Here is a 23256-nt window from a genome sequence, read left to right on the forward strand (position 1 = left end):
CTTGTTTTTAGCTTAATTATAACACGAAAAGGTAAAAATTTGGTTGAATTTTCTCCGACACAGCCACAAAGACTTGATATTGCAGTTGCAAATGAGCTTAAAATTTCACGCAATCAAGCTCTAAATTTGATAAAAGATAGCCTTGTAAGCGTAAATTTAAAACCAGCAACAAAAGCTTCTCTAAAAATTGAGCCAGATGATAAAATTTGCGTAAAATTTGGTGAAAGAAAAGAGAGCGTAAGTCAATACGAAGTCAAATTTGATATACCCATCATTTATGAAGATGATGACTTGCTTGTTTTAAACAAACCGCCTCATGTAGTGGTTCATGGTGCGCCAAGTGTAAAAGAGGCTAGTATGGTTGAGTGGTTAGAGAAAAAAGGTTGTATGCTCTCAAATTTAAACGGAGATGTGCGCGCTGGTATAGTTCACAGGCTTGATAAGGGCACAAGTGGAGCTATTGTTGTAGCTAAAAATAACGCTACTCACGCCGCACTATCTGCTCAGTTAAGTGATAAAAGCATGGGCAGAATTTATCTTGCGCTCACAAATTTAGCACTTAAAGAAAAATGCATAGTCGATCGCCCTATCGGAAGAAATAGCTCAAATAGGCTAAAAAGGGCTATTGTTAGTGGGGCAAAAGAGGCAAAAAGCGCATTTTTAAATTTAATTTCAAATGATGGCGTAAATTTGATAGCTGCAAAGCTTTTTACTGGCAGAACTCATCAGATAAGAGTGCATCTTTCTTCGATAAATCGATATATTTTGGGTGATGATTTATACGGATTTAAGAGCGAAAAAGGTAAAATAAATAGAGTTATGCTTCATGCTTATATGCTCTACTTCATTCATCCCAGAAGTGGCGAGATGGTTGAGTTTATAGCACCTTTGTATGAAGATTTTAAAAATTTATTAGAGAAAAAAATAACCAAGGAGTTACTTGATGAAAAAATTTGCCCTAGCTCTCTTAGTGCCGCTTTTTGCGATCATCCTAGCTGGTTGTGGCTCAAAAGTTCCGACTCAACAAAGCGCGTCGCTACCAACTATAAATAACTTTTTAACCATAGCTGACACGACTGAGATTGGCTTTGAATGGACTCCGATTAATGATGAAAATGTGCTTGGCTACTATCTTTATAGGCTAAACCCAAGCGATAATAAATTTTTTGTTGTTGGTCATATAAATGACCGTTATGCAACGCATTATGTCGATAGGGATTTGGCGCCAGAGACCACATATTCGTATCAGATTAGAAGCTACTCAAGCAATGCGGTTTCGCCAGCTAGCCAAACCGTAAAGGTTGCTACAAAACCACTTTTAAATTCTGTCCCATTTGTACAAGCTATAAATGGACTTCCAAATAGAGTAAAGCTTATCTGGCGCCCACATCCAGATAACAGCGTCATAAGCTATGTGATAAAAAGAGCTGACGCAAAGTCTAGTGATTTTAGTGAAGTTGCAGAGGTTAAGGGCAGACTTAGTGCCGAATTTATCGATCAAAAAGTAAAGCCTGGTAACACATACAGATACACGGTGCATGTAAAAACTGCACAAAAAACGCTCTCAAAACCAAGCGAGATAGTTACAGCAACAACAAAGGAGTTACCCTAAGGGGGTAAAAAATATAGTAGCAAGCAAAAACGCCCCAAAAAAGATCATACTAACTTGGGATAGTGTGAGTTTTGATGACTTTTCGCACTATAATATATATAGGACTTCAAGTAAATTTTTACCATATTCGCATATCGCAAAAGTTAGTGGCAACAGTTATGAAGACCTTGTAAATGATAATGGTGTTACGATGTATTATAAAATAACTGTTGTAGATAAAGATGAGCTTGAAAGCTTAAGGCAGGATGAAGGTATTGTTGGCATGACGCTTGGCGAACCAGCTGCACCAGTACTAATATCAGCAAATTTTGATGGTAGCAGCATATATCTTTCTTGGAGTGAGGTTGCTAGAGCAAATTCTTATACGATAGTACGAAGCGGTGGTACAGACAAAAAGATAAATGGCATTAATGCAACTACCTACACAGATACAGCTTTGCAGCAGGGTCAAAGTTATGAGTATAAGATAATGGCGGTTGATGAATACGGTATCACATCAAAAGCCTCAAACACTATAAAAGTAAGTACAAAATAATGCCAAATTTCATAGCAAAAAAACTAAAACCCATAAAATATCCTTTTGCAAAAGATCAAGTAGGGTTGCTTTGGGAGGTTAAAGGTAGAAACGAAAAGCTTATTTGCGCCCAAAGCTTGGGAGAGACATTTTTTATAACTTTAAAACAAAAAAGTGATGGAAATTTTGTTGTAAAAGGTGATAAGCTAAGTAAGCCAGCAAGAATCTCATCTCTTCAAAAGGCACTTTGTTTTTATAAAGACAACCTAGCGGATGATATACTTAGTGAAGCTATACAAAACAAGAGCAAAAAAGAGCCTCAAAAGCTTGCAAGTGTTGTTGAAGGCGATAAAATTTTAGAGCTTTTAGATTTTATCAAAAACTATGATAAAATTTTTATAGAGATAGGTTTTGGCTCTGGAAGGCACTTGCTTTTTCAGGCTAAAAATAACCCACATGCCCTATTTATTGGTATAGAAGTTTATAAGCCAAGCATAGAGCAAGTAAGCAAGCTTGCAAGTGTTCAAAATTTACAAAATATCAAGCTTTTAAATACCGATGCAAGGCTATTTTTATCACTTGTTGGCTCAAATATTATAGATAGAATTTACCTGCATTTTCCAGTTCCATGGGATGATAGCCCACATCGCCGTGTGGTTTCATCTGAGTTTGCCACAGAGTGTGAGCGTGTGCTAAAAGTGGGTGGTGTTTTTGAGCTTAGAAGCGACAGTAAGATGTATGTTGATTTTACTTGTGCGACTTTTTTGGAGCTAAGAAATTCAAAAATTTCAATACAAAAAAATGTCGATCTTGAAGTCTCAAGTAAATATGAAGACCGCTGGAAGAGCCAAGATAAGGATATTTTTGACCTATTTTATACAGCTAAAAGTCAAAGTGATGAGTTGGTTGCGCTTGATGATATGGTTTTTTTAGATATTTATGATACTAAAAAAGTAATACAAAGCTTTAAAAATGAGACGATAAAATGCGATGATTTTTTTGTCCATTTTGAAGAAATTTATCATAATGAAAACGGCATCGTAGTCATTAGGGTTGCGTTTGGATCGTTTAATAAACCAGAGCATAGCTTTATAAAATTTGAAGATAAAAAATGTGAGTACTTTATAAAAAAACCACTTTTAACGCGTACAAATTTGCAAGCACATGAGAAGATAAAGGAAATTTTAGTAAAATGCAAAGCATAATACAAGCCAGAAATTTGATGCTCTCATACGAACATGAAGAGATTATTATAAAAGATGCGAATTTTGATATTAGAAAAAACGACTTTGTGTTTATCACTGGAAAAAGCGGAAGCGGTAAATCAACGCTTTTAAAATCACTTTACGGAGAGATAGTGCCTAGGGCGGGCGCGCTTGAGGTTTGTTTAAACTCATTGATAGACATTAGTGAGAAAAATTTAAATAAAGTAAGACAAAAAATAGGTATCATCTTTCAAAATTACCGTCTTATAAATGAGTGGAGCGTAGAGAAAAATGTTATGCTTCCGTTAATCATAAAAGGAATTTCTCAAAGCACCTGCAAAGCCCAAGCTGCAAAACTTCTAAATCATGTAAATATGCTTCATAAAGCACACAAGTATCCACTTGAGTTAAGTGGTGGCGAACAGCAGAGGGTAGCCATGGCTAGGGCTTTAGCACATAATCCAGACATCTTGCTTTGCGATGAGCCAACGGGCAACCTTGATGAGTACTCTAGCGATGTTATATGGTCGCTTCTAAACTCAGCAAAAGAGTATCTTGGAACTACTATAGTTGTTGTTACGCACCATATTCCAACCACGCTTCGCATACCTTACCGCCATTTTGTTATAAATGATGGAGATGTTAATGAGATCGCTTAAAAACAACATTGGATTTATCCTGGCATTAGTAGCTATTTTAGCTAGCATACAATTTAGTTTTCTTTCAAATACGGTCGTTAAAAACTACGAGCAACTCATGGCAAACGACTATAATATAGTACTAGTAACAACAAAAGAGATAGATGAAAATTTTATCCGACCGATAGTCCCAACTTTTAGATCGCTTGAAAATTTAGGAACTCAAAAGATTATTGAGCGCCTTTCAAATGACATCTCATCTAAAAATTTATCAATACTACAAAACACATTGCCAAAATTTTACTCCCTTAAACTAAATTCCTTTCCAAGCACTGAGTATATGAAGGAAATTCGTTCAAAGCTTTTAAAACTAGATGGCATTACAAAGATCGAGACTTTTTCAAAAACACACGATAAAGTTTATAAAATTTTAAACATAACACGCACTCTTTCGTATGTATTTATGGGACTTATAGCAGTTATTGGCACGCTTTTAATGGCAAGACAGATAAGCCTTTGGATATATCAAAATAAGGAGCGTATCGAGATTATGAGCCTTTTTGGGGCATCTTTTATGTTAAAAAGTGCTGTGCTTTATAAAAGTGCTGTGCTTGATGCTATCATCGCGACCATTGCTGTTGTTTGTTTGTTTGAGTTTTTGCCAAATTTCTCGCAAGTAGCAAGTATGGTTTCACAAATAGACATTGTGTTACCTTCCATTATGCTTGAGGAGGCGTTTGTGCTTGCTGGTGTGGCCTTTTTGCTTAGCATGTTTGTTGTTAGTGTAGTAATGGCGAAGGCTAAGTAAGTTGAATAAGAAATTTCTAGTACTCATTCTACTTTCTTGTGCCTTGCTTGGTGCGCCTAGCACAAAAGAAAAGATTAGTGACTCAAAAAAGACGCTAAGATCAAGCGAAAAGATGAGTTTGCAACTAAATAAAAAACTTGACGAGCTTGCTAGCGACATCATAAATGGGGATAAAAATTTAAAAAATATAAATGCAGATATCGCTAAGCTCAAAACTCAAATTTCAGTTCTTGAAGGTAATGCGACTGAAGCAAACAAAGAGCTTAAAGAGCTAACATCACAAAACAAAGATCTTATGCAAACACAAAAAGAGATAGAGCAAAACATCGTGCGTATCATAGCTGAGGACTTTTCGCTCGATCTTATCTTAGATGATCAAGGTGTTAGTGAGAGCGAGGAGAGCATAGTCGCAACTCAAATTTTGGCTAAGTTAAACAATGTCTTAAGAGATGATTTTAAAAAGATGGCAAAAGACTATGAGGCTACATTAAATTTGATCAAAAATAAATCTGACAAAATAAACAAGATAGAAGACAGCATAAAAGAGTATAAAAGCAAGCAGTCTGAGCTGCTAAGTCTTAGCGATAGGCAAAAAAGCACTCTTGAAAATTTGCGCCGAGATAAGGAAATTTATACTAAAAAGCTAGCAAAACTTCAGTCTCAACAAGATGAGATAAGAAAGACACTTGAAGAGCTTTCTATCATCGCAAAGCGTGAAGATGAAGAGGCTGCTAGAGCTAAAGAACAAGCGGCTGCAGCCAAAAAAGCTGATAGTTCTGATAGCGTAAGGCAGGTGGGTTCTGGATATCAAAAAAGTACTGTTAAGCGCTATACTGGTGCAAAGACTATCGCCCCACTTGATAATTATACAGTAAAGCAAAAATTTGGTAACTATGTTGATCCGATTTATAATATCAAAATTTTTAATGAGTCTGTTGTGCTACGCTCGAACACCCCAGACGAAAAGGTAAAAAGTGTCTTAAATGGAAAAGTTGTTTTTGCTAAACAAACTCCACTACTTGAAAATGTTGTCATTGTTGAAAATGAGAATAATATACACACCATCTATGCTCACCTTAGTCATATCGCGCCAAATATAAAAGTCGGCACAAGAGTGCAAAAGGGCGCAATAATAGGACGCATTAGAGATGAGCTAACTTTTGAAGTTACGCAAAAAAATTACCACATTGATCCACTCGAACTTATCGGCGGAAAGTAACGATATTAGCCGCTTTTAAAGCTTTTTTTGGTAAAATTGGCAAAATTTAAGGAGTAAGATATGGGCAAGAAAAAGCGTGTTTTGGTAAAATTTTCAGGTGAAGCTTTGGCTGGTGCAAATGGTTTTGGTATAGACAGCTCGATACTAAAATTTATAGCTGATGAGATAAAAAGTTTAATAGAAGCTGGCATAGAGGTTGGTATAGTCATTGGTGGTGGCAACATTATCCGTGGCGTAAGTGCTGCAAAAGATGGAATTATAAGACGAACAAGTGGTGATCACATGGGTATGCTAGCAACCGTTATAAACTCAATAGCTATGCGTGAAGCTTTGGAGCGTAGTGGGCTTGATGTGCGCGTTCAAAGCGCTATAAAGATGGAGGCTATCTGTGAAACATTTATTGTTGGCAGAGCTAACCGTCATTTAGAAAAAAATAGAGTCGTGATATTTGCTGCTGGTACGGGCAATCCTTTCTTCACAACAGATACTGCAGCTACTTTACGAGCGATTGAGATTGGTTCAAATATGATTATTAAAGCTACAAAAGTAGATGGAGTTTATGATAGAGATCCAAATAAATTTGATGATGCAAAGTTATTAAAATCACTAAGCTACGAGCAGGCTATGCAAGATGATATAAAAGTTATGGATGATACCGCTATAGCGTTAGCAAAAGATAATTCACTGCCGATCTTAGTTTGTAACATGTTTAAAGAGGGTAATCTTTTACGCATTATACAAAACGAAGAAAATGCAGCTTATTCAATCGTAAAATAAAATTTAAAGGAAAAAAAATGAGAACAGAACAAATAACAGCAAGAGCACTAAAACAAGTTGGAGATGACAGATATAAGCTTTCGCTTATCGTTGCAAAGCGTGCTGAGGCACTTGCTAATGGCGCAAATGTTTTGGTCGCGTCTGATACAAGCAAGATGAAATTTGCAGACATTGCGCTACTTGAAGTGGCTGAAGGCAAGATCGGCTTAGAGGCATTTGTTGAAGAAAAATAACATCTTTATAGATGAACTAATCGAAGAGATAAGACTTTGTCGTAGCGTTCAGGCGGCTAAGGAGCTTCTTTTTTCACTGTTTCCTGTTTCTGCTCAAGTAGAAAAGGCGATAGATTATTGTGTTACTTCGCATGCAGGACAGTATAGAAAGAGTGGCGAGCCTTATGCTATACACCCCATCTTAGTCTCATCGATTGTTGCTTATATGGGTGGTGATGAAGATATGCTTATGGCTGCTATCTTGCACGATGTTGTTGAAGATACGAGCGCAGAGCTATCTGATATTAGAGCTGATTTTGGCGATGGGGTAACAAAGCTTGTTGAGGGGCTTACAAAGATTGTTAGTATCCGCGAGGATAAGCTCGCAAGCTCTGATAGCAACGAACGCTTGGCAAACTCGGCACTAACTTTTCGTCGTATGCTTCTTATATCTATAGAAGATGTACGAGTTTTAGTCGTAAAACTTTGTGATAGACTGCATAATATGCTAACGCTTCAGGCTTTAAAACCTGAAAAACAAAAGCGTATAGCCGAAGAGACGCTTATGGTTTATGCACCCATAGCCCATAGACTTGGAATTTCGTCTATAAAAAATTTACTTGAAGATCTGAGTTTTAGATATGTTTTGCCACAAGAGTATGAAAAAATAGATAGTTACTTAAATGAGCATAAGCAGCAACTTGCACTTAAGCTTAACGCATTTTACGACAAAGTCTCAGTGCTTTTACTGCAAAATGGTTTTAGTGACGGTAGTTTTGAGATACAAAAACGCATAAAACACCACTACTCTATCTATCTAAAAATGCAACGCAAGGGTATCTCTATCGAAGAGGTACTTGACTTATTGGCGATTAGAATTTTGGTCAATGACCCACAAAGCTGTTATCTTGCGCTTGGGAATTTGCATATAAATTTTAGTCCTCTCATATCAAGATTTAAAGACTATGTGGCACTTCCAAAGCAAAACGGCTACCAGACGATACATACAACGATATTTGATGATAAAAGTATATTTGAAGTACAAATCAGAAGCTATGATATGCACAAAACAGCAGAATACGGTGTCGCCGCCCACTGGAAGTATAAAAACGGAAAAGAGGGTTTGTTAAATCCAAAGCTTGACTGGTTAAGCGACATAAGTATGCAAAATGAGGCTGAGAATAACCCAGAAGAGCTTTATGAGTATGCAAAAGATAGCCTTTATATCGAAGATATAGCTGTTTATTCGCCAAAAGGTACGATATTTACCCTGCCAAGAGGTGCGACCGCGCTTGATTATGCCTATGAGGTGCATACTCAGATTGGACTTTACGCAAAAGAGGCTTACATAAATCGAGTAAAAATGCCCCTTTTAACTGAGTTAAAAAATGGCGACATAGTTCGTATAGTAACTGATGATGAGCCAAAGTACCGATGTTCGTGGATCAGTAGCGTTCGCACAGGAAAAGCCAGGGCTACTATTCGTTCTTACTGCAAGCAAAAGATAAAAGATATTAATCACAACGCTGCCGTTGATATTTTGGTAAATATATTTGATGTACCAAAAGCAAAAGTTTTGCAATGGTGCGAGAATGAAAATTTAACTAAAAAATTACACAAGATAGCAACAGATTCGGTATTTTTAAAAGATGTTGTGAGTATGCTTAAAAAAAATGTGCGTAAAGAGCGCCCATTTTTACTAGGACTTGGTGATAAATATGAGGTAAAAAAACAAAAATTTGAAAATATTGTGATATACTCAAACCATAAAATTTCTAATGTCGAGTTTGATTATTGTTGCAATCCAAAAAGGGGCGATAGTATCATAGGCTTTCAGTATGGACATAGTGTGAGCGTACATCACAAGCTTTGCGAGCGTTCAGCAAAGCTGATGGAGCAAGGTGTGCCGATGATATTTGTAAAATGGACAAGAAATGCTCCTCATCGCTACAAAATCATCTTAAATTTAGAAAATCGTAAGGGTGCGTTGGCTGAGTTTTTGACCTACTTAGCAAGGCTTGATGTAAATTTAGCGACCATTAAACTAAATGAGAGTACTGATGTAGCTGGTGAGCTTTTTGTGATGAGTGTTGAGATTGCTGAAAATATCGATGCAAACGATGTTCGTGATAAGCTTAGAGATCGTTTTAAGGTTATTGACTTTGTGTCATTAAATGATCCCTATCATAATAACTAAAAGGAGAGAAAATGGCTGACTTGTCTAAGATAATGCAAGAGATAAAACGCGGTGTTGCCGAGATGATAGATGAGCAACGCGTTGAGAATTTGATAAAAAATTTTTATGAAAAGGGTGAAAATTTCTACATCAAAGCTGGCTTTGATCCAACAGCTCCAGACCTTCATTTAGGGCATTCTGTTATTTTAACCAAAATGGCACTTTTGCAAAAGCACGGAGCGATTATCCAGTTTTTAATAGGCGATTTTACAGGACAAATCGGCGATCCAAGTGGCAAGTCAGTAACTAGAAAAAAGCTAGACCGCGAAACTGTTATGAAAAATGCTAAGACCTATGAAGAGCAGGTTTTTAAAATTTTAGATCCAAACAAAACTAAGGTCATGTTTAACTCAACTTGGTGTAACGAGCTAGGCGCTGCTGGCGTTATAGAGCTTACTAGCACATTTCCAGTAGCTAGAATGCTAGAGCGTGATGACTTTGAAAAACGCCTAAAAGCAGGCACTCCGATAAGTATAAGCGAGTTTATGTATCCACTACTTCAAGGATATGATAGCGTCGCGATGAAGTGTGATATCGAGATGGGTGGAACGGATCAGAAATTTAACCTACTCATGGGGCGCACCCTTCAGCGCGTTTATAATGTTGGCAAAGAGCAAGCTGTCATCATGATGCCACTTCTTGAGGGACTTGATGGTGCAAATAAGATGAGCAAAAGCTTGGGTAATTACATCGGCGTGACAGATAATGCAAATGATATGTTTGCTAAAACTTTAAGCATATCAGATGAGCTTATGTGGCGCTGGTATGAGCTACTTAGCGCAAAGTCAAATGATGAGATTTTAGCCCTTAAAACAGCCGTTGAAAAAGGCGAGTACCATCCTAAAAAGGCAAAAGAGGACCTTGCTTTTGAGATCACAGCTCGCTATCATGATGAAGCAGCAGCCCAAAAGGCAAGAGATGAGTTTAATAGCGTGCATGCAAGTGGCGAATTGCCAAGTGATATGCCTTGTTTTGAGATGAGCGCGCCTGCTTGGATAGTGGAGGCTCTTAGTATGTGCAAGCTAACTCCAACAAACTCACAAGCGCGCAGAGATATCGCAGCAAACGCTGTTAGCATAGATCAGCAAAAGATAAAAGATGAGCAGCTTAAGCTTGAGGCAGGCGAATATGTCTTGCAAGTAGGCAAGAAAAAATTTGCAAAACTAAAGGTAAAATAATGCAACTTCAGCCAGTAAAAATAGGTCAATATGAGATAAAAATTCCAATCATTCAAGGTGGCATGGGGCTTGGTATCAGCTGGGATAAGCTTGCTTCAGCAGTTAGCATAGAAGGCGCGCTTGGTGTTATAAGCTCAGTCGGTACTGGACATTATGAAAACCGCGCTCATATCAGCAAAGAGTTAAATTTAAAGCCACTAGGCAGTGAAAATTTTTACTCTCGTGAAGGCTTAAAAGCCATCATAGACAATGCTCGCAAAAGGTGTGGGGATATGCCGTTAGGAGTAAATATAATGTATGCGGCAAATGATTATGCAAGGGTTGTAAAAGATGCCTGTGAAGCTGGTTTTAATATCATTATTTCAGGTGCGGGTCTTCCTACAAATTTGCCTGAATTTACGCAAAATTTTAAACATGTAGCTTTAGTTCCCATAGTAAGTTCTGCAAAAGCTCTTAAAATCATCTGCAAACGCTGGCAGCAACGCTACAATCGCTTACCAGATGCAGTTGTGCTTGAAGGTCCGCTAAGCGGCGGTCATCAAGGTTTTACATATGAGCAGTGCTTAGATCCTGAGTATCAGCTTGAAAAGCTAATCCCTCAAGTAAAGGCTGAGATAAAAGAGTGGAGCGACTTTCCATTGTTTGCAGCGGGCGGAATTTGGGATAAAGAGGATATCAAAAAGGCTATTAAGCTTGGTGCAGATGGCGTTCAAATGGGTACGCGGTTTATAGGCACACATGAATGCGATGCACATGAAAATTTAAAACAAATGCTAATAGAGGCAAAAGAGGAGGATATAAAGCTGATAAAAAGTCCGGTTGGCTATCCAGCTCGTGGTATAAATACAAATTTATTTTCCCTTATAGAAAAGAAGCTAGCACCAAAAATTCAGTGTATCAGCAACTGTGTAGCCCCATGCCAGCGTGGTAAAGAGGCAAAAGAGGTTGGGTATTGTATCGCGGATCGTTTATTTGATGCTTTTAGTGGCATAAAAGAGACAGGTCTGTTTTTTACTGGATCAAATGGATATAAATTAAAAGAGATTATAAGTGTAAAAGAGCTTATAAAAAAGCTTACTCATGGTGAAAATGCGTAAAATTTTTGTCCTTTTACTAATGGCTTTGTCGCTATTTGCTAACTCTGCTATTGAAAGATTTGATGCTAGTTTTGATGGTGGCTCAAAAAATGTAAAGACAAAAATTCATGAGGATCTTAAAAAGCTTTATATGAACGCTATTTTAAAAAGCGATAATGCTTTAAAAATGCAAGCTCTTACCCGCCTTATTCAAAGTTCAAAGGCACTTGGGTTAAATTCTAGTGGCTATGAAAATGATCTAAAAAAACTAGGTGGTCGCGCAAGTGATACAAAAAACTCTAGTCAAAGTAAGTCGCCCAACTCTAGTCAGATTTATTTGCTTAGCGCCAGCAAGGGAGATAATGTTTTAAATTTAAAATTTAATCAAGAAATTTCCTCAAATGAGCTTAAAATTTTTACCCTAAATAACAACAATAAATACCGAAATGTCATAGATATAAAGGGCGTTTTAAATGGCAAAGGTCTTACTTATAAAAACTTTTTAGTTGATGAGATACGCATAAGTCAATTTGACAAAAGTACGGTTCGCATAGTATTTAGCGATACATCTCAAAGTAATATTGATATACAAGTTGCTGGAAATATGCTTATTTTAACAAATAAAGAATTTGTAAATAATGCAAAGCAAAGTAGTTCTATAAAGGATAAAGCCGTAACAAAACCAAAGCAGCAAAGCCAGACAAAACAAGCTCCTTTAGCCATAAATTCAAACAAAAAGATACCCTCTCTTGTGGTTGTCATAGACCCTGGACATGGGGGCAATGATCCTGGGGCAGTAAATGGAAATTTAAAAGAAAAAATAGCCGTCTTAGCAGTTTCAAAAAAACTTGCTAAGGAGCTTCAAAAGCAAGGACACAAGGTCTATTTTACTAGAAGCACAGATATTTTTATAAATCTTCGTTCAAGGACAAAATTTGCAAACGACAAGATGGCTGATCTTTTCATCTCAGTGCATGCAAATGCCGCTCCAAATGCCACCAAAGCTAAAACTATGGATGGTATCGAGACATTTTTCCTCTCGCCAGCACGCTCTGAGCGTAGTAAAAATGCCGCTGCACTTGAAAATAAATCTGACATTGAAGAGATGAATTATTTCTCTCAGCAAACATTTTTAAATTTCTTAAACCGTGAAAAGATCATCGCTTCAAATAAACTAGCTATCGATGTTCAGCGTGAGTTATTAAAAAATACTAGAGCAAGATATAAGGGAGTGAGTGATGGTGGTGTAAGAGAGGCACCTTTTTGGGTGCTTGTAGGTGCGCTTATGCCAGCAGTTTTAGTAGAGATAGGCTATATAACACATCCAGTTGAAGGACCTAGATTGTATGAGGATGCATATCAAGATGCCCTTGCAAAGGGTATCGCTGACGGTGTAGCGGCATATTTTCGAAACAACAAATTTTAGACACAAAGATGAAAAAGCCACGGCTAAGTTTTAAGGGTGATACAGCTTACAGTGAGGATTTTGACGACATTTATTTTAACACTGACGGTGCAAGGGCCGAGAGTGAATATGTCTTTGCTAGCGCAGTTGATGAAATTTGGGATAATCAAGATATTTTTATCGTAGCTGAGCTTGGCTTTGGTGCTGGGCTAAATTTTTTAAACCTTTGTCAAAAATTTAAAAATAGCCACAAAAAACTACACTTTGTAAGCATAGAGGCGTTTTTGATGGATGCTAAAGATATGGTTGAAATCTATGCTAAACTTGGCACGCTAAAACGAGATGCTACTCGCCTTTCAAAGCTGTTACCACCCCGAGTTTCTGGCATTCATCGTATAAATTTTACCTCAAATATAACACTTGATCTTTGCCTTGGCGATGCAAGCTTGATGCTTAAAGAGCTGGATTTTCAAGCTGATGTTTGGTTTTTAGATGGATTTGCACCGAGTAAAAATGAAACAATGTGGAGTATTGAAATTTTTAATCATATAGCTCGTCTTAGTAGAGTAAAAGCTATTGCTAGAACATACTCTTGCGCAAAAATCGTGCGTGAAAATTTTGCCTTATCTGGTTTTTTATTAGAGCTTCGTAAGGGTTATGCAAAAAAGCGCCAGATGAGTCATGCTGTACTAAATGAAAAGAGCAAGCTTATCAAAGAGCCATATTTTAGCCGTCCTAAGCCTTCAAATGGTAAAAATGTACTGATAATAGGCGCTGGTGTTGCTGGGTGTGTGAGCGCGTTTATGCTTAGTGCTCTTGGTTTTAAAACTACTATCGCAGAGATGCATGAAGAGCTAGCCACAAATGGCTCTGGTAACCACTGTGGCATACTTGTTCCGCTTTTAACAAAACCAGATGTAAATCTTGGTCGTATGCATATAAATGCCTTTTTGCAAGCTGTAAATTTTTATAAAAATACAATGAGTAAAAAAGAGATAGAATTTAACGGCGCTTGGGAATTTGCTTTTGATGATACGCTAAAAAGTAGATATTTTCTGCATAAGGGAGTAAATGATGAAATTTTTTCTTTTGATATGATGGCAAGGCCCTATCCAGCGGTATTTATCAAAGATGGAGCAACTGCTCGCCCTAAAAAGATGTGTAAGATAGCAGCTCGTGGGCAAAATATACTTTTTAAGCACCGATATATAAGTCATAAACACCTTAAAAATGGTAAAATAAGTGTTAAATTTGATAAACAAAAGAGTGTGCAAACAGATATTTTGATCTTTGCAACAGGTAGTCATAGTGTGCAAATTTTTAAAAACCTACCTATAAGCTCGGTGCGAGGTCAAGTAACTCATGTCGATGAGATACTTGATATATCGGCTGCACTGAGTGCAAAAGGTTATATCACGCCAGCCAAAGATGGTATTCAAGTGGCGGGTGCAACATACTCTAGAAATGAAATTTATGACCTGCCAAGAGATGGTGATGATGCTGAAAATTTAGAAAAAATAAGCGAGTTTTTAAGTCAAGATTTATCTCAAAAAATACAAAAAAATGACCTTAGTAAGGTAGAGATTTTAGGCTCAAGAGTAGGGTATAGAAGCTATAGTTCAGATCGTTTTCCTATTATAGGAGCATTGCATGATGAGGCAGCTTATATGCGTGATTTTGGTGATCTTTTTTGGAGCAAGAAAAAGCCAAGTGCCTTAAGGGCTAGCTATGAGCCAAATGTTTTTGTAAATTTTGCTCATGGTTCAAGAGGGCTTGGTACGGCTGTTCTTGGAGCGACACTGCTTTGTGATTTAATAACTGGCAGACCTCTTTGTATAGAAAAGTCTCTATTTAACGAGCTACACTCTGCTAGATTTTTAGTACGAAAGTTAAAAAAGGGGATAAAGGGGTAAATTTACCACCTTATATTTAAGAAAATAAAATTACTTTAAAAGCATTGTTTTTAAAATGCGTTTGCCAATCTCAACGCCTGGCTGATCGTAGGTGTTGATGCCCAGCATTATACCAGTAGCTGAAGTTAGTAGCTCATAGTAGTAGATGAGATATCCTATGTGCCACTCATCAAGCCTGTCAAGCTCTATAACATCGACACTTAATCCCTCTTGCACAAGAGCTTTTATGGTTGAATCGCACTGCATATTAAGTAGCTCTGCAAGTTCAAGTCCAGACACAAAGTCACAGCCTTCAAGTCCAGAAAGTGAGGTATTTGGAATTTTTATAGCCTCATTTTGTGCTATTTTTATAAAAGTTATTGTTTTATCTTTCATTCCGTCCATTATGAGTTGTAAAAAGCTATGTTGGTCACGACTCCCAATAAGTCCAATAGGTGTTCGTCCAACACGCTTATATCCCTTTTTCTTACCCAGGCTTTCTGCCCAAAGCTGGACATACCAGTCATTAAATTCAAAAAAGCGATCAGAGTAGCTAAAGATGACATTTATATGAGCATTTATGTGTGTAGCGTAGTGATAAGCCTTTGCGACTAGACTCTCATCACCTTCCTTTATATAGCGTGTTTGACATGCCTTTGCACCATCTAAAATAGCTCTTGCATTGTATCCACAAAGCATAAGTGGAACTATGCCAATCGCACTTAGAACACTAAAGCGACCGCCAACATTTTCTGGGATGTTAAAAACTGGTAAGTTTTTACTTTTTGCGTAGACCTCTAGGCTTGTATTTGGGTCTGTTATGACCATAAAATTTTTAGACATATCGCTTGGTTTATAAAGTTCTAATATACATTTAAATAAGCTTATGGTTTCTATTGTGGTGCCTGATTTTGAGCTTATGATAAATAGAGTTTCACTAAAATTAATCTTGTTAGTAACGCTTAAAAATGTATGCGGATCTACATTATCAAGGAAAAAAAGCTCTCTTTTTGGCTCTTTTACATCAAGCATGGTATGTATAGCTTTTACTCCAAGACTACTTCCGCCAATGCCTACAAGTACGATATTTTTTATATTATAAAGGTTTTTTTCGTACTCTTTTGTCTGTTCTAAAATTTCAGCTGCGATTGATGGAAGATGGTAGTACCCAACCTCACCACTTGCAAACTCATCGTTTATACGAGTAACAAAAGCAGATATATCAGCACTTTTAGCAAGGTTAAAAAAAAAGTTATTTTTGACCATATTCTTTTTCATAAAAGTAGTTTGTTGCTTCTACAAAGCCATCGATAGAACCACAGTCAAATCTCCTGCCTTTAAATTTATATGCTAAAACCATACCCTGCTTAGCCTGTGTTTTTAGGGCGTCAGTGATTTGAATTTCGCCATTTTTCCCTGGCTCTGTTCTTTCTAATATATCAAAAATATCTGGCGTTAAGATATATCTGCCAATTATTGCTAAGTTACTTGGTGCATTATCAGGCTCTGGCTTTTCAACCATATCATCAACCATTATGAGATCATCCTCGATATTTCGCCCACTTATAACTCCATAGCTTCTTGTTGCATCCATAGGAACTTCCATTACGGCAACTATACTACATCGGTAGCGCTCGTAAATTTTAACCATCTGAGAAAGGACATTTTCCCCGTGTTCATTTATGCAAAGATCATCTGCTAATATCACACCAAAGGCTTCGTCACGCACAAGTGTCTTTCCAGTATATATAGCGTGCCCAAGGCCTCTCATCTCATTTTGTCTAGTAAATGAAAATTTACAGCTATCCATAAGGGCGCGAATATCAGCAAGTAGCGGATCTTTATTTGTGCCGGCTATTTGATGTTCAAGTTCATAGCTAATGTCAAAATAATCCTCCAAAGCTCTCTTGCCACGCCCAACAACAAACGCCATACTGTCCATGCCAGCCTCGCGTGCCTCATCAACACCATAATGTACTAACGGTTTTGTAAGTATAGGAAGCATCTCTTTTGGTAAAGATTTAGTCGCTGGCAAGAAGCGAGTGCCATATCCTGCAGCTGGGAAAAGGCAAGTTTGTATCATTTTTATCCTTAACTTTGTTTTTTATTATTTTACTATTCTATGCTTAAAAAAGCCCGCTTGTCGATGTTAAATTTTACTATTTTACCAGTTGTGAGCTCCTCTTTTTTGATACGAGTAGCCTCTATAACACACTTTATCAAAAAGTCGCCAGCCTTTATCTTAACAAGGGCGTTTTTACCATAGTAAAGAGAGACTGAGTGTAATATACCGCTAAAATTTGCATTTGGTTGGTTTATATGGACTAAATTTTGATTTATAGCGACTTTCTTTGAATTTTGTAAATTTTGTGGCAAAACAAGGCTAAATTCACCAAAATTTATCACACCATTAATTGCTTCATATATATTTTTTAACTCAAATTCACTAATCCGTCCATTGTGTAAAAATACACTCTCATCACTTATTGCACTTAACCACTTTTCATCATGGCTTGCGATGATGAAATTTGACTCCCACTCCTTTTTAGCATATTCGATGGCTTTACTAAAAAGACGAGCCGTGCTTAAATCAACGGCATTTGTAGGCTCATCAAGTAAATTTAATCTAGCTCTTAGGCTTAAAAGCAGGGCAAATGCCACGCGTTTATTTTGCCCTGAGCTTAGCTCAAAGTGCCTCTTCTCTAAAAAACTCTCATCAAGCCCTACAAGCGACAGCGTTTCTTGCGTTCGCTCATTAAATTTATCTTGCGCTCCCACGCTTTTTAGGGCAAATTTAAAATTTTCTCGTACACTTCTTTTTAAAAGGCTTGGTTCTGGTAGCATGATGGCTATGTTTTTTAGTTCATTTTGACTCATTTTAGATACGGTCTTACCCCAAATTTTTACACTGCCACTTTTTGGTTTTAAAAGCCCAGCTATACACTTTAAAAGTGTGCTTTTGCCACTTCCGTTTGAGCCACAAAGCGCAGTTGTTATATTTGTATTTATAAACAAACTATTAATATCAAGCACATCAAAGTTTTTGTATTGAAATTTTAGATCTGAAATTTCTATCATCTATCTAGCCTTTTTAGTGCATGAATTAATAAATTTACGCCAAAAGCTATGGCGATTAACACAAGGGCTAGAGCGATACCCATGTTAAATTCGCCCTTACCTGTTTCTAGTGAGATGGCGGTTGTGATGGTGCGGGTAAAATACTTTATATTTCCGCCTATTAGCATAGCTACACCAACTTCAGCAACGATGCGCCCATAAGCAGTGGCAACAACCACCATAAGCGAGTAGCGAAGCTCATAAAGCACACACAGTGCGCATTCAAGTGGCTCTAGGCGGTAGGACATTATAGTTAGGCGGTGCTTTTCATCCATATTTTCAACTACGCTAGCACTTAGTGAAACGATAATGGGTAGTGCTAGTACAAACTGTCCGAGCATTACGGCTTTTAGGGTAAAAAGTAGCCCTAGTTCTCCAAGTGGTCCATTTCTCGTGATAAAGGCGTAGATAATAAGTCCGATGGCAACTGTTGGCATTGCAAGCATGGTATCGCTAATAAGCCTTAATGCCTTAAACCCAGCAAATTTGTAAAATCCTAAAATAAAACCTATCGGAAGTCCTAATAAAAGTGCTAAAATGATTGATACGCTAGAGCTTTTAAGTGTGGCAAATATAGCTGAGTAAGTTGATTCGTCCCCGTTAAAAAGCAGTCCAAAAGCACTTAAAATTCCATCTAAAATGAAATCCAAGAAAATTCCTTTTATATGTATTATTATATTAACTTAATATGCTATAATAGCAGAAAATTTTTAAAACCAACCCAAATACAAGGAGAGAATATGAAAAAAATTTTACTTAGTTCGCTAGTTTTGGCTTCTGCGATGTTTGCAGCTGACACCGACTTAAACATGGCTACAACTACAAGCACAGCTGACACTGGCTTGCTAGATGCGATGGTAGAGGTTTATAAGGCTGATACTGGCGTGGATGTGAAATTTACAGCTGTTGGCACAGGTGCGGCACTAAAACTAGGACAAGACTGCAACGCTGATATACTTTTCGTGCATTCACCAAAAGTAGAAAAAGAATTTGTTGAAAAAGGTTACGGCGTAGAGCGCAAGCCTGTAATGTATAACGACTTTGTTTTAATCGCAGATAGGTCAATCGCAGATAAATTTAAAGGCAAAGATCTAAAAGCTTCACTTGAGCTAATCAAAGCTGAAAATATCAAATTTGTATCACGCGGTGATAAATCAGGCACAGATAATAAAGAAAAAGGTCTATGGAAAAAAGCTATTGGCGAAGTGCCTGAAAAAGATGGCTTTTACACTCAAATCGGTCAAGGCATGATAGCTACTATCAATGCAGCCGCTGAGCAAAAAGGCGTAACTCTAACAGACCGTGGTACATATATAAAATATGAAAGCAACAAAAATGGCAACCCTGAAATGGTCATCATCAATGAAGGCGACAATGATCTTAAAAATTTCTACTCAGTTATCGCAGTTAGCCCAAAACACTGCGCTAAAACCGATATAGAAAATGCCAATCGCTTCATCAAATGGATAACAAGTCCAAAAGGTCAAGAGTTTATTGGTGCGTTTAAACTTATGAATAAACCACTATTTACTCCAGACGCTGCAACTCGTGCAAACTAATTAAAAGGCGGAATTCCGCCTTTATTCACACTTTTTACTTATTTTTATTCCTATTTTGATACAATTATCCCAAGAAAAGGGGTAAATATGCAAATTTTAAAAGCAAAATTTATAATCACCTGCGATGAAAATTTCACTATTCACAAAAATTCCTGCATAGCTTTTGATGAGAAAATTTTAGCTATCGGCGATGAGAGCGAGCTAAAACAGCGTTTTAAAGGTGCAAATTTCAGCAATCTTGGCAACGCTATCATTACCCCAGCCCTCATAAATACGCACACACACCTTGAGTTTAGCGCAAACAAAACTCAGCTAATTTATGGTGATTTTATTGCTTGGCTTAGCTCGATCGTAGAAAATGGCGCAAAGCTAGCGTGTGATGATAAGATAATGCAAAGTGCGCTAAACTCCATGCTGGCAAGTGGCGTAGGCACGATAGGAGCGATATCTAGCTTTGGTAAGGACTTACAAATTTTAGCAAGTTCGCAAGCAAGAGTTGTATTTTTTAACGAAATTTTAGGCTCAAATGAGGCATTTGTGGAGCAAAATTTCAAAGCTTTTAGTGAGCGATTTTTACAAAGCTCTTGCTATCAAAACAAGCTCTTTACACCCGCCATCTCGCTTCACGCACCTTACTCAATTCATCCAAAACTAGCCAAAATGGCTATCAACTTGGTCAAATCCAAAAACCTAGTCGTATCCACGCACTTTATGGAAAGCTTGCATGAGCAAAGGTGGCTAAAAAACGGTTCTGGTAAGTTTAAATCGCACCTTAAACGCTTTACACCAGATCCAAAGCCACTTTACACAAAAGAGGGCTATTTTTCGATGTTTAGTGGGATTAGGACGCTATTTACACACTGCGTTTATGAAAGCGATTTTAGTGCGTTTGAAAGCGGACTTCACAGCGTTACTCACTGCGCTAGCTCAAATAGACTACTTGGTAAGCGAGCGCTAAATTTAGCCAAGTTAAAAAAGGCAAATGTAAGCCTAAATATTGGTACAGACGGACTTAGCTCAAACATAAGCTTGAATATGTTTGACGAACTTAGAAATGTGCTTTTTACCCATCAAACAAACGAGTTAAATAGCCTAGCAAAATTTATATTTTTAGCAGCCACGAAGGGCGGAGCGCAAGCACTTGGGCTAGAAAACGGTATTTTAAAAGAGGGAAAATTAGCCGACATCGCGGTATTTGCTGGCTTTGATGAGATAGATGAGGGCACGCTTATAACACAGCTCATACTTCACACAAAGCGCGCATTAGGGCTTTATGTAGGCGGGCAAAGACTTATTTGATCCTATACCAAGTCGCTGTATCATCATTAAAATTTATGCTATGAAGTGGCTCAAATTTGCGCTCGGATCTTAAATTTTGGGTGTTTTTAAATTTACTTGATTGATACACTAGTGCCCATTTTACTTCACAAGGTAGCGCATTTAGCAAACCCTGGGCACCCTCAAACATCACAAGCCCTCTATCAAAGGCTGATTTTAGGCTATCGCTTATACTTACATTTCGATCTTTCACGCTAAAAAGCGGTATGCTTTTATCAAAATTTTGTGAGCGTGAGTAGATGAGTATATCAGGCGACTTGCCATCTTTTATAAGTCTAGTATCAAGCGTGGGGCGATCTATGCGAACGGTGTTGCCACCGATGACTAGCATATCACAAACCGAGCGCAGTGCGTGCATATGGGTGCGACTTGCTTGATTTGAGATGACGCCACCTGTAGCCACGCCGTTTGCGCTAAGAGCTAGCTTAAAAAAACTAAAATTTCCACTCTGCCATGTCGTAAATGGCTCTAAAAGCTTACTACCAAGCTTGCTTAAAACCCCGCACACTACCTCAACGCCAGCCTCTTTTAAAATTTTTACACCGCCACTTGCGATCTCATTCTCATCGTAGTTTGCTATCACCACTTTTTTAAAGCCCAGATTTGCTAGCAAACTAGCGCACGGCGGGGTTTTGCCATGATGTGAGCATGGCTCAAGAGTGACATAAGCGCTCGCACCTTTTAATAAATTTGAGTGATTTTTAAGTATAAAATCATAGCAAAATTTAGCGTCCAAGTTTTCATTTTCTAAGATTTTAGTAATGTTTTGACTTTTTAGTTTAAAGCCCATTTGATACTCGCGCAAAAATGCGCTTGCAAACTCGCTAGAAATAGCGCAAAGTGCTTGCAGTATAGCACTTGGTTCAGCGTGCATAAAACCAGCTTTTTTATGAGATGAAATGCTTAAAATTTTACCATTTTTATCAATCACCACGCACCCAACAGCTGGGTTTGGATAGGTTAAAAGCTGATGTTTCCAAGCCTCGTTTATGGCTAGTTGCATATAAAACTCATCTGTCATTTTTGCTCGCTTTTGGTAATCATACTTTTATACTTTAGCAAAACCAGTAAAGTTGGCAAGTATGTGATATTTGGCTTTTTGATTCAAGGTATAAAATAAATCTTAGTCGATCAAGCCTTTTTTAAAAATTCTGTTTTTAGGACTATGACGCCCATTTTATCGATCCTGCACTCAACTTCTTTATCATTATCGCTTAGGCGTATATTTTTTGCCATTGTCCCTCGTTTTAGAGTTGATCCAGCACCTTTTACTTTTAGATCTTTTATGAGAGTTACATTATCACCATCTTTTAATTCATTTCCGTTTGCATCTTTTGCCATTTTTACTCCTTTTAAAATTTTAAATATTGTATCAAAAAATGTTTTAAATGTTGATTTATTAAGAGTTAAAAAACCTGGGAGAGCTCCCAGGTAGATTAGTTTACATTGTGCGCTTCTACGCGTCTGTTTGTATATCTGTTTTGGGCTGTTGTGTTATCAACTTTTGGCTGAGACTCCCCATATCCAACCACGCTTAATTTGCTAGGATCTACTCCAAGCTCGATAAGCTTATTTTTTACAGAATTTGCTCTTCTTTCAGATAGCGCTTGATTTAGCTCATCAGGACCTGTACTATCTGTGTGACCTTGAATTTGCATTGTGTTGCCAGTTTTTAGCATATAATCAGCCAATTTCTGAACATTTTCAAAAAATTCAGGCTTTATAACATCGCTATTTAGGTCAAAATTTATACCAAAGTTATAAACCCCATCTTCCCAACCATCACTATTTAGTTCGGTTTGTGTTACGATGGCATTTAAGGCATTTGACATCTCTCTTGTGTCAGCGATATCAAAATATCTGCCTTCACCTCTTAGTAGGTCTTTAAGTTGATTTTTAGCAAAATCATCAACATCATAACCCAACACAAAAGCACTTATCTTTGCATCTGGATTATCGTTGATTAGCTGGCTCATCTGAGCTTTTGGATCGCCACCGCAAGTCTCAAGTCCGTCACTTAAAAGTACTATGTGTACATTTTTGCCGTTACGCTCTTTGATGATAGAATTTGCAGCTTTTATGCTATCTGCTAGCGGAGTATAACCGTCTGCTTTTATGTTATCAACTTTTGCTGTGAAGTAGTTTGTGTTGCCAGTAGCTTTTATGCTATTTGTTACTTCACATTTGCCGCCAAAGTTTATAAGTCCCAAATTTGCTTTGCTAAGATCTAGAATTTGAACTATATCTTTTAAATTTTTCTGTGCTGCGTCCATGCGGGTGATATTTGCGTCAAGGTCATTTTTTAACATCGACTCAGACGAATCAACCAAGAAAAGTATGAGCGCTTTGCTCTCATCAACAGCTTCATTTGCTACTTGTGCGTCTAGCATAGCATCCTTGTTTTTTACCGCACAACCTGCTAAAAGCAAGCAACTTAAGGCAAAAAGCCCAACTTTTTTCATACTCATTT

At 37.5% G+C, this 23256-nt stretch carries 23 protein-coding genes; 16 read left to right on the forward strand and 7 right to left on the reverse strand.

Translation table 11 applies throughout. The annotated features are described in order from the left end of the window. The first annotated feature begins 39 nt into the window (after positions 1 to 39). The 14 genes from U5B17_RS00970 to mnmC all read left to right on the forward strand — a co-directional run bounded on the left by U5B17_RS00970 (position 40) and on the right by mnmC (position 14793). Positions 40 to 1053 (forward strand): RluA family pseudouridine synthase, encoded by a 1014-nt coding sequence (locus U5B17_RS00970; protein ID WP_430803501.1) that lies wholly within the window; start codon positions 40 to 42, stop codon positions 1051 to 1053. Next, positions 944 to 1612 (forward strand): fibronectin type III domain-containing protein, encoded by a 669-nt coding sequence (locus U5B17_RS00975; RefSeq protein ID WP_430803502.1) that lies wholly within the window; start codon positions 944 to 946, stop codon positions 1610 to 1612. Before U5B17_RS00970 ends, U5B17_RS00975 begins: the two co-directional genes overlap by 110 nt. A gap of 64 nt (positions 1613 to 1676) precedes the next feature. Then, the gene (locus U5B17_RS00980; RefSeq protein WP_430803503.1) at positions 1677 to 2147 is read left to right on the forward strand and encodes a fibronectin type III domain-containing protein; all 471 of its coding nucleotides are present in this window, start codon (positions 1677 to 1679) and stop codon (positions 2145 to 2147) included. Beyond that, entirely contained in the window at positions 2147 to 3331 is a 1185-nt protein-coding gene (gene trmB / locus U5B17_RS00985; RefSeq protein WP_430803504.1) for a tRNA (guanosine(46)-N7)-methyltransferase TrmB, read from the forward strand. Before U5B17_RS00980 ends, trmB begins: the two co-directional genes overlap by 1 nt. Further along, positions 3319 to 3990: a cell division ATP-binding protein FtsE gene (locus U5B17_RS00990; protein ID WP_430803505.1), complete on the forward strand. Its 672-nt coding sequence runs from the start codon at positions 3319 to 3321 to the stop codon at positions 3988 to 3990. Before trmB ends, U5B17_RS00990 begins: the two co-directional genes overlap by 13 nt. Next, entirely contained in the window at positions 3977 to 4777 is an 801-nt protein-coding gene (locus U5B17_RS00995) for a cell division FtsX domain-containing protein (RefSeq protein WP_430803506.1), read from the forward strand. The genes U5B17_RS00990 and U5B17_RS00995 overlap by 14 nt, the downstream gene beginning before the upstream one ends. A gap of 1 nt (position 4778) precedes the next feature. After that, the gene (locus U5B17_RS01000; RefSeq protein WP_430803507.1) at positions 4779 to 5996 is read left to right on the forward strand and encodes a murein hydrolase activator EnvC family protein; all 1218 of its coding nucleotides are present in this window, start codon (positions 4779 to 4781) and stop codon (positions 5994 to 5996) included. Positions 5997 to 6056: 60 nt separating this feature from the next. After that, positions 6057 to 6773: a UMP kinase gene (gene pyrH, locus U5B17_RS01005; RefSeq protein WP_430803508.1), complete on the forward strand. Its 717-nt coding sequence runs from the start codon at positions 6057 to 6059 to the stop codon at positions 6771 to 6773. Between the two features lie 17 nt (positions 6774 to 6790). Then, a complete protein-coding gene (locus U5B17_RS01010; RefSeq protein ID WP_430803509.1) occupies positions 6791 to 7006 on the forward strand; it encodes a DNA-directed RNA polymerase subunit omega in 216 nt (71 codons plus the stop codon). Further along, positions 6993 to 9182: a RelA/SpoT family protein gene (locus U5B17_RS01015; RefSeq protein WP_430803510.1), complete on the forward strand. Its 2190-nt coding sequence runs from the start codon at positions 6993 to 6995 to the stop codon at positions 9180 to 9182. The genes U5B17_RS01010 and U5B17_RS01015 overlap by 14 nt, the downstream gene beginning before the upstream one ends. Before the next feature lie 11 nt (positions 9183 to 9193). Further along, a complete protein-coding gene (tyrS, locus tag U5B17_RS01020; RefSeq protein WP_430803511.1) occupies positions 9194 to 10399 on the forward strand; it encodes a tyrosine--tRNA ligase in 1206 nt (401 codons plus the stop codon). Then, positions 10399 to 11496, forward strand: a complete 1098-nt coding sequence (locus U5B17_RS01025) for a nitronate monooxygenase (RefSeq protein WP_430803512.1) — start codon at positions 10399 to 10401, stop codon at positions 11494 to 11496. Before tyrS ends, U5B17_RS01025 begins: the two co-directional genes overlap by 1 nt. Further along, on the forward strand, positions 11489 to 12901 hold the full coding sequence (locus U5B17_RS01030) for an N-acetylmuramoyl-L-alanine amidase (protein WP_430803513.1): 1413 nt from the start codon (positions 11489 to 11491) through the stop codon (positions 12899 to 12901). The genes U5B17_RS01025 and U5B17_RS01030 overlap by 8 nt, the downstream gene beginning before the upstream one ends. A gap of 8 nt (positions 12902 to 12909) precedes the next feature. Continuing rightward, on the forward strand, positions 12910 to 14793 hold the full coding sequence (gene mnmC, locus U5B17_RS01035) for a bifunctional tRNA (5-methylaminomethyl-2-thiouridine)(34)-methyltransferase MnmC2/FAD-dependent 5-carboxymethylaminomethyl-2-thiouridine(34) oxidoreductase MnmC1 (protein WP_430803514.1): 1884 nt from the start codon (positions 12910 to 12912) through the stop codon (positions 14791 to 14793). 30 nt (positions 14794 to 14823) lie between these two features. On the opposite strand, the gene U5B17_RS01040 is transcribed toward mnmC, so the two are convergent. The 4 genes from U5B17_RS01040 to tupB are packed head-to-tail and all read right to left on the reverse strand — an operon-like array spanning position 14824 to position 18539. Further along, complete coding sequence (locus tag U5B17_RS01040; RefSeq protein ID WP_430803852.1) at positions 14824 to 16038, reverse strand: glucose-6-phosphate isomerase; 1215 nt, start codon at positions 16036 to 16038, stop codon at positions 14824 to 14826. Beyond that, entirely contained in the window at positions 16025 to 16855 is an 831-nt protein-coding gene (gene galU, locus U5B17_RS01045) for a UTP--glucose-1-phosphate uridylyltransferase GalU (protein ID WP_430803515.1), read from the reverse strand. Before galU ends, U5B17_RS01040 begins: the two co-directional genes overlap by 14 nt. Positions 16856 to 16887: 32 nt before the next feature. Beyond that, positions 16888 to 17850: a tungstate ABC transporter ATP-binding protein TupC gene (tupC, locus tag U5B17_RS01050; RefSeq protein WP_430803516.1), complete on the reverse strand. Its 963-nt coding sequence runs from the start codon at positions 17848 to 17850 to the stop codon at positions 16888 to 16890. After that, a complete protein-coding gene (gene tupB, locus U5B17_RS01055) occupies positions 17847 to 18539 on the reverse strand; it encodes a tungstate ABC transporter permease TupB (RefSeq protein WP_430803517.1) in 693 nt (230 codons plus the stop codon). The genes tupC and tupB overlap by 4 nt, the downstream gene beginning before the upstream one ends. A gap of 90 nt (positions 18540 to 18629) precedes the next feature. Between tupB and tupA the strand changes: the two genes are divergently transcribed. Together tupA and mqnF are read left to right on the forward strand one after the other, a co-directional pair. After that, on the forward strand, positions 18630 to 19448 hold the full coding sequence (gene tupA, locus U5B17_RS01060) for a tungstate ABC transporter substrate-binding protein TupA (RefSeq protein ID WP_430803518.1): 819 nt from the start codon (positions 18630 to 18632) through the stop codon (positions 19446 to 19448). A gap of 87 nt (positions 19449 to 19535) precedes the next feature. Next, positions 19536 to 20747 (forward strand): aminofutalosine deaminase family hydrolase, encoded by a 1212-nt coding sequence (mqnF, locus tag U5B17_RS01065; RefSeq protein WP_430803519.1) that lies wholly within the window; start codon positions 19536 to 19538, stop codon positions 20745 to 20747. Here mqnF and ribD read toward each other — a convergent pair. The 3 genes from ribD to U5B17_RS01080 all read right to left on the reverse strand — a co-directional run bounded on the left by ribD (position 20740) and on the right by U5B17_RS01080 (position 23254). Beyond that, on the reverse strand, positions 20740 to 21807 hold the full coding sequence (ribD, locus tag U5B17_RS01070; protein ID WP_430803520.1) for a bifunctional diaminohydroxyphosphoribosylaminopyrimidine deaminase/5-amino-6-(5-phosphoribosylamino)uracil reductase RibD: 1068 nt from the start codon (positions 21805 to 21807) through the stop codon (positions 20740 to 20742). The two genes, mqnF and ribD, sit on opposite strands and share 8 nt — an antisense overlap. Positions 21808 to 21917: 110 nt before the next feature. Beyond that, entirely contained in the window at positions 21918 to 22127 is a 210-nt protein-coding gene (locus U5B17_RS01075) for an alkylphosphonate utilization protein (protein ID WP_430803521.1), read from the reverse strand. A 95-nt stretch (positions 22128 to 22222) separates the two neighbouring features. Next, positions 22223 to 23254, reverse strand: coding sequence for an OmpA family protein (locus U5B17_RS01080; protein ID WP_430803522.1), 1032 nt, complete (start codon positions 23252 to 23254; stop codon positions 22223 to 22225). Between the last annotated feature and the right edge of the window lie 2 nt (positions 23255 to 23256).

This window comes from Campylobacter australis, from assembly GCF_050586305.1.
Classification (GTDB): Bacteria; Campylobacterota; Campylobacteria; order Campylobacterales; family Campylobacteraceae; genus Campylobacter_A.

Coding starts and splice junctions, on each gene's coding strand:
- mqnF (WP_430803519.1), top strand. CDS start 19,536: ATGCAAATTTTAAAAGCAAAATTTATAATCACCTGCGATGAAAATTTC.
- U5B17_RS01080 (WP_430803522.1), bottom strand. CDS start 23,254: ATGAGTATGAAAAAAGTTGGGCTTTTTGCCTTAAGTTGCTTGCTTTTA.
- galU (WP_430803515.1), bottom strand. CDS start 16,855: ATGATACAAACTTGCCTTTTCCCAGCTGCAGGATATGGCACTCGCTTC.
- U5B17_RS01025 (WP_430803512.1), top strand. CDS start 10,399: ATGCAACTTCAGCCAGTAAAAATAGGTCAATATGAGATAAAAATTCCA.
- pyrH (WP_430803508.1), top strand. CDS start 6,057: ATGGGCAAGAAAAAGCGTGTTTTGGTAAAATTTTCAGGTGAAGCTTTG.
- U5B17_RS00995 (WP_430803506.1), top strand. CDS start 3,977: ATGAGATCGCTTAAAAACAACATTGGATTTATCCTGGCATTAGTAGCT.
- U5B17_RS01040 (WP_430803852.1), bottom strand. CDS start 16,038: ATGGTCAAAAATAACTTTTTTTTTAACCTTGCTAAAAGTGCTGATATA.
- ribD (WP_430803520.1), bottom strand. CDS start 21,807: ATGACAGATGAGTTTTATATGCAACTAGCCATAAACGAGGCTTGGAAA.
- mnmC (WP_430803514.1), top strand. CDS start 12,910: ATGAAAAAGCCACGGCTAAGTTTTAAGGGTGATACAGCTTACAGTGAG.
- tyrS (WP_430803511.1), top strand. CDS start 9,194: ATGGCTGACTTGTCTAAGATAATGCAAGAGATAAAACGCGGTGTTGCC.
- tupC (WP_430803516.1), bottom strand. CDS start 17,850: ATGATAGAAATTTCAGATCTAAAATTTCAATACAAAAACTTTGATGTG.
- U5B17_RS01030 (WP_430803513.1), top strand. CDS start 11,489: ATGCGTAAAATTTTTGTCCTTTTACTAATGGCTTTGTCGCTATTTGCT.
- trmB (WP_430803504.1), top strand. CDS start 2,147: ATGCCAAATTTCATAGCAAAAAAACTAAAACCCATAAAATATCCTTTT.
- U5B17_RS01075 (WP_430803521.1), bottom strand. CDS start 22,127: ATGGCAAAAGATGCAAACGGAAATGAATTAAAAGATGGTGATAATGTA.
- U5B17_RS00990 (WP_430803505.1), top strand. CDS start 3,319: ATGCAAAGCATAATACAAGCCAGAAATTTGATGCTCTCATACGAACAT.
- tupA (WP_430803518.1), top strand. CDS start 18,630: ATGAAAAAAATTTTACTTAGTTCGCTAGTTTTGGCTTCTGCGATGTTT.
- U5B17_RS01010 (WP_430803509.1), top strand. CDS start 6,791: ATGAGAACAGAACAAATAACAGCAAGAGCACTAAAACAAGTTGGAGAT.
- U5B17_RS00975 (WP_430803502.1), top strand. CDS start 944: ATGAAAAAATTTGCCCTAGCTCTCTTAGTGCCGCTTTTTGCGATCATC.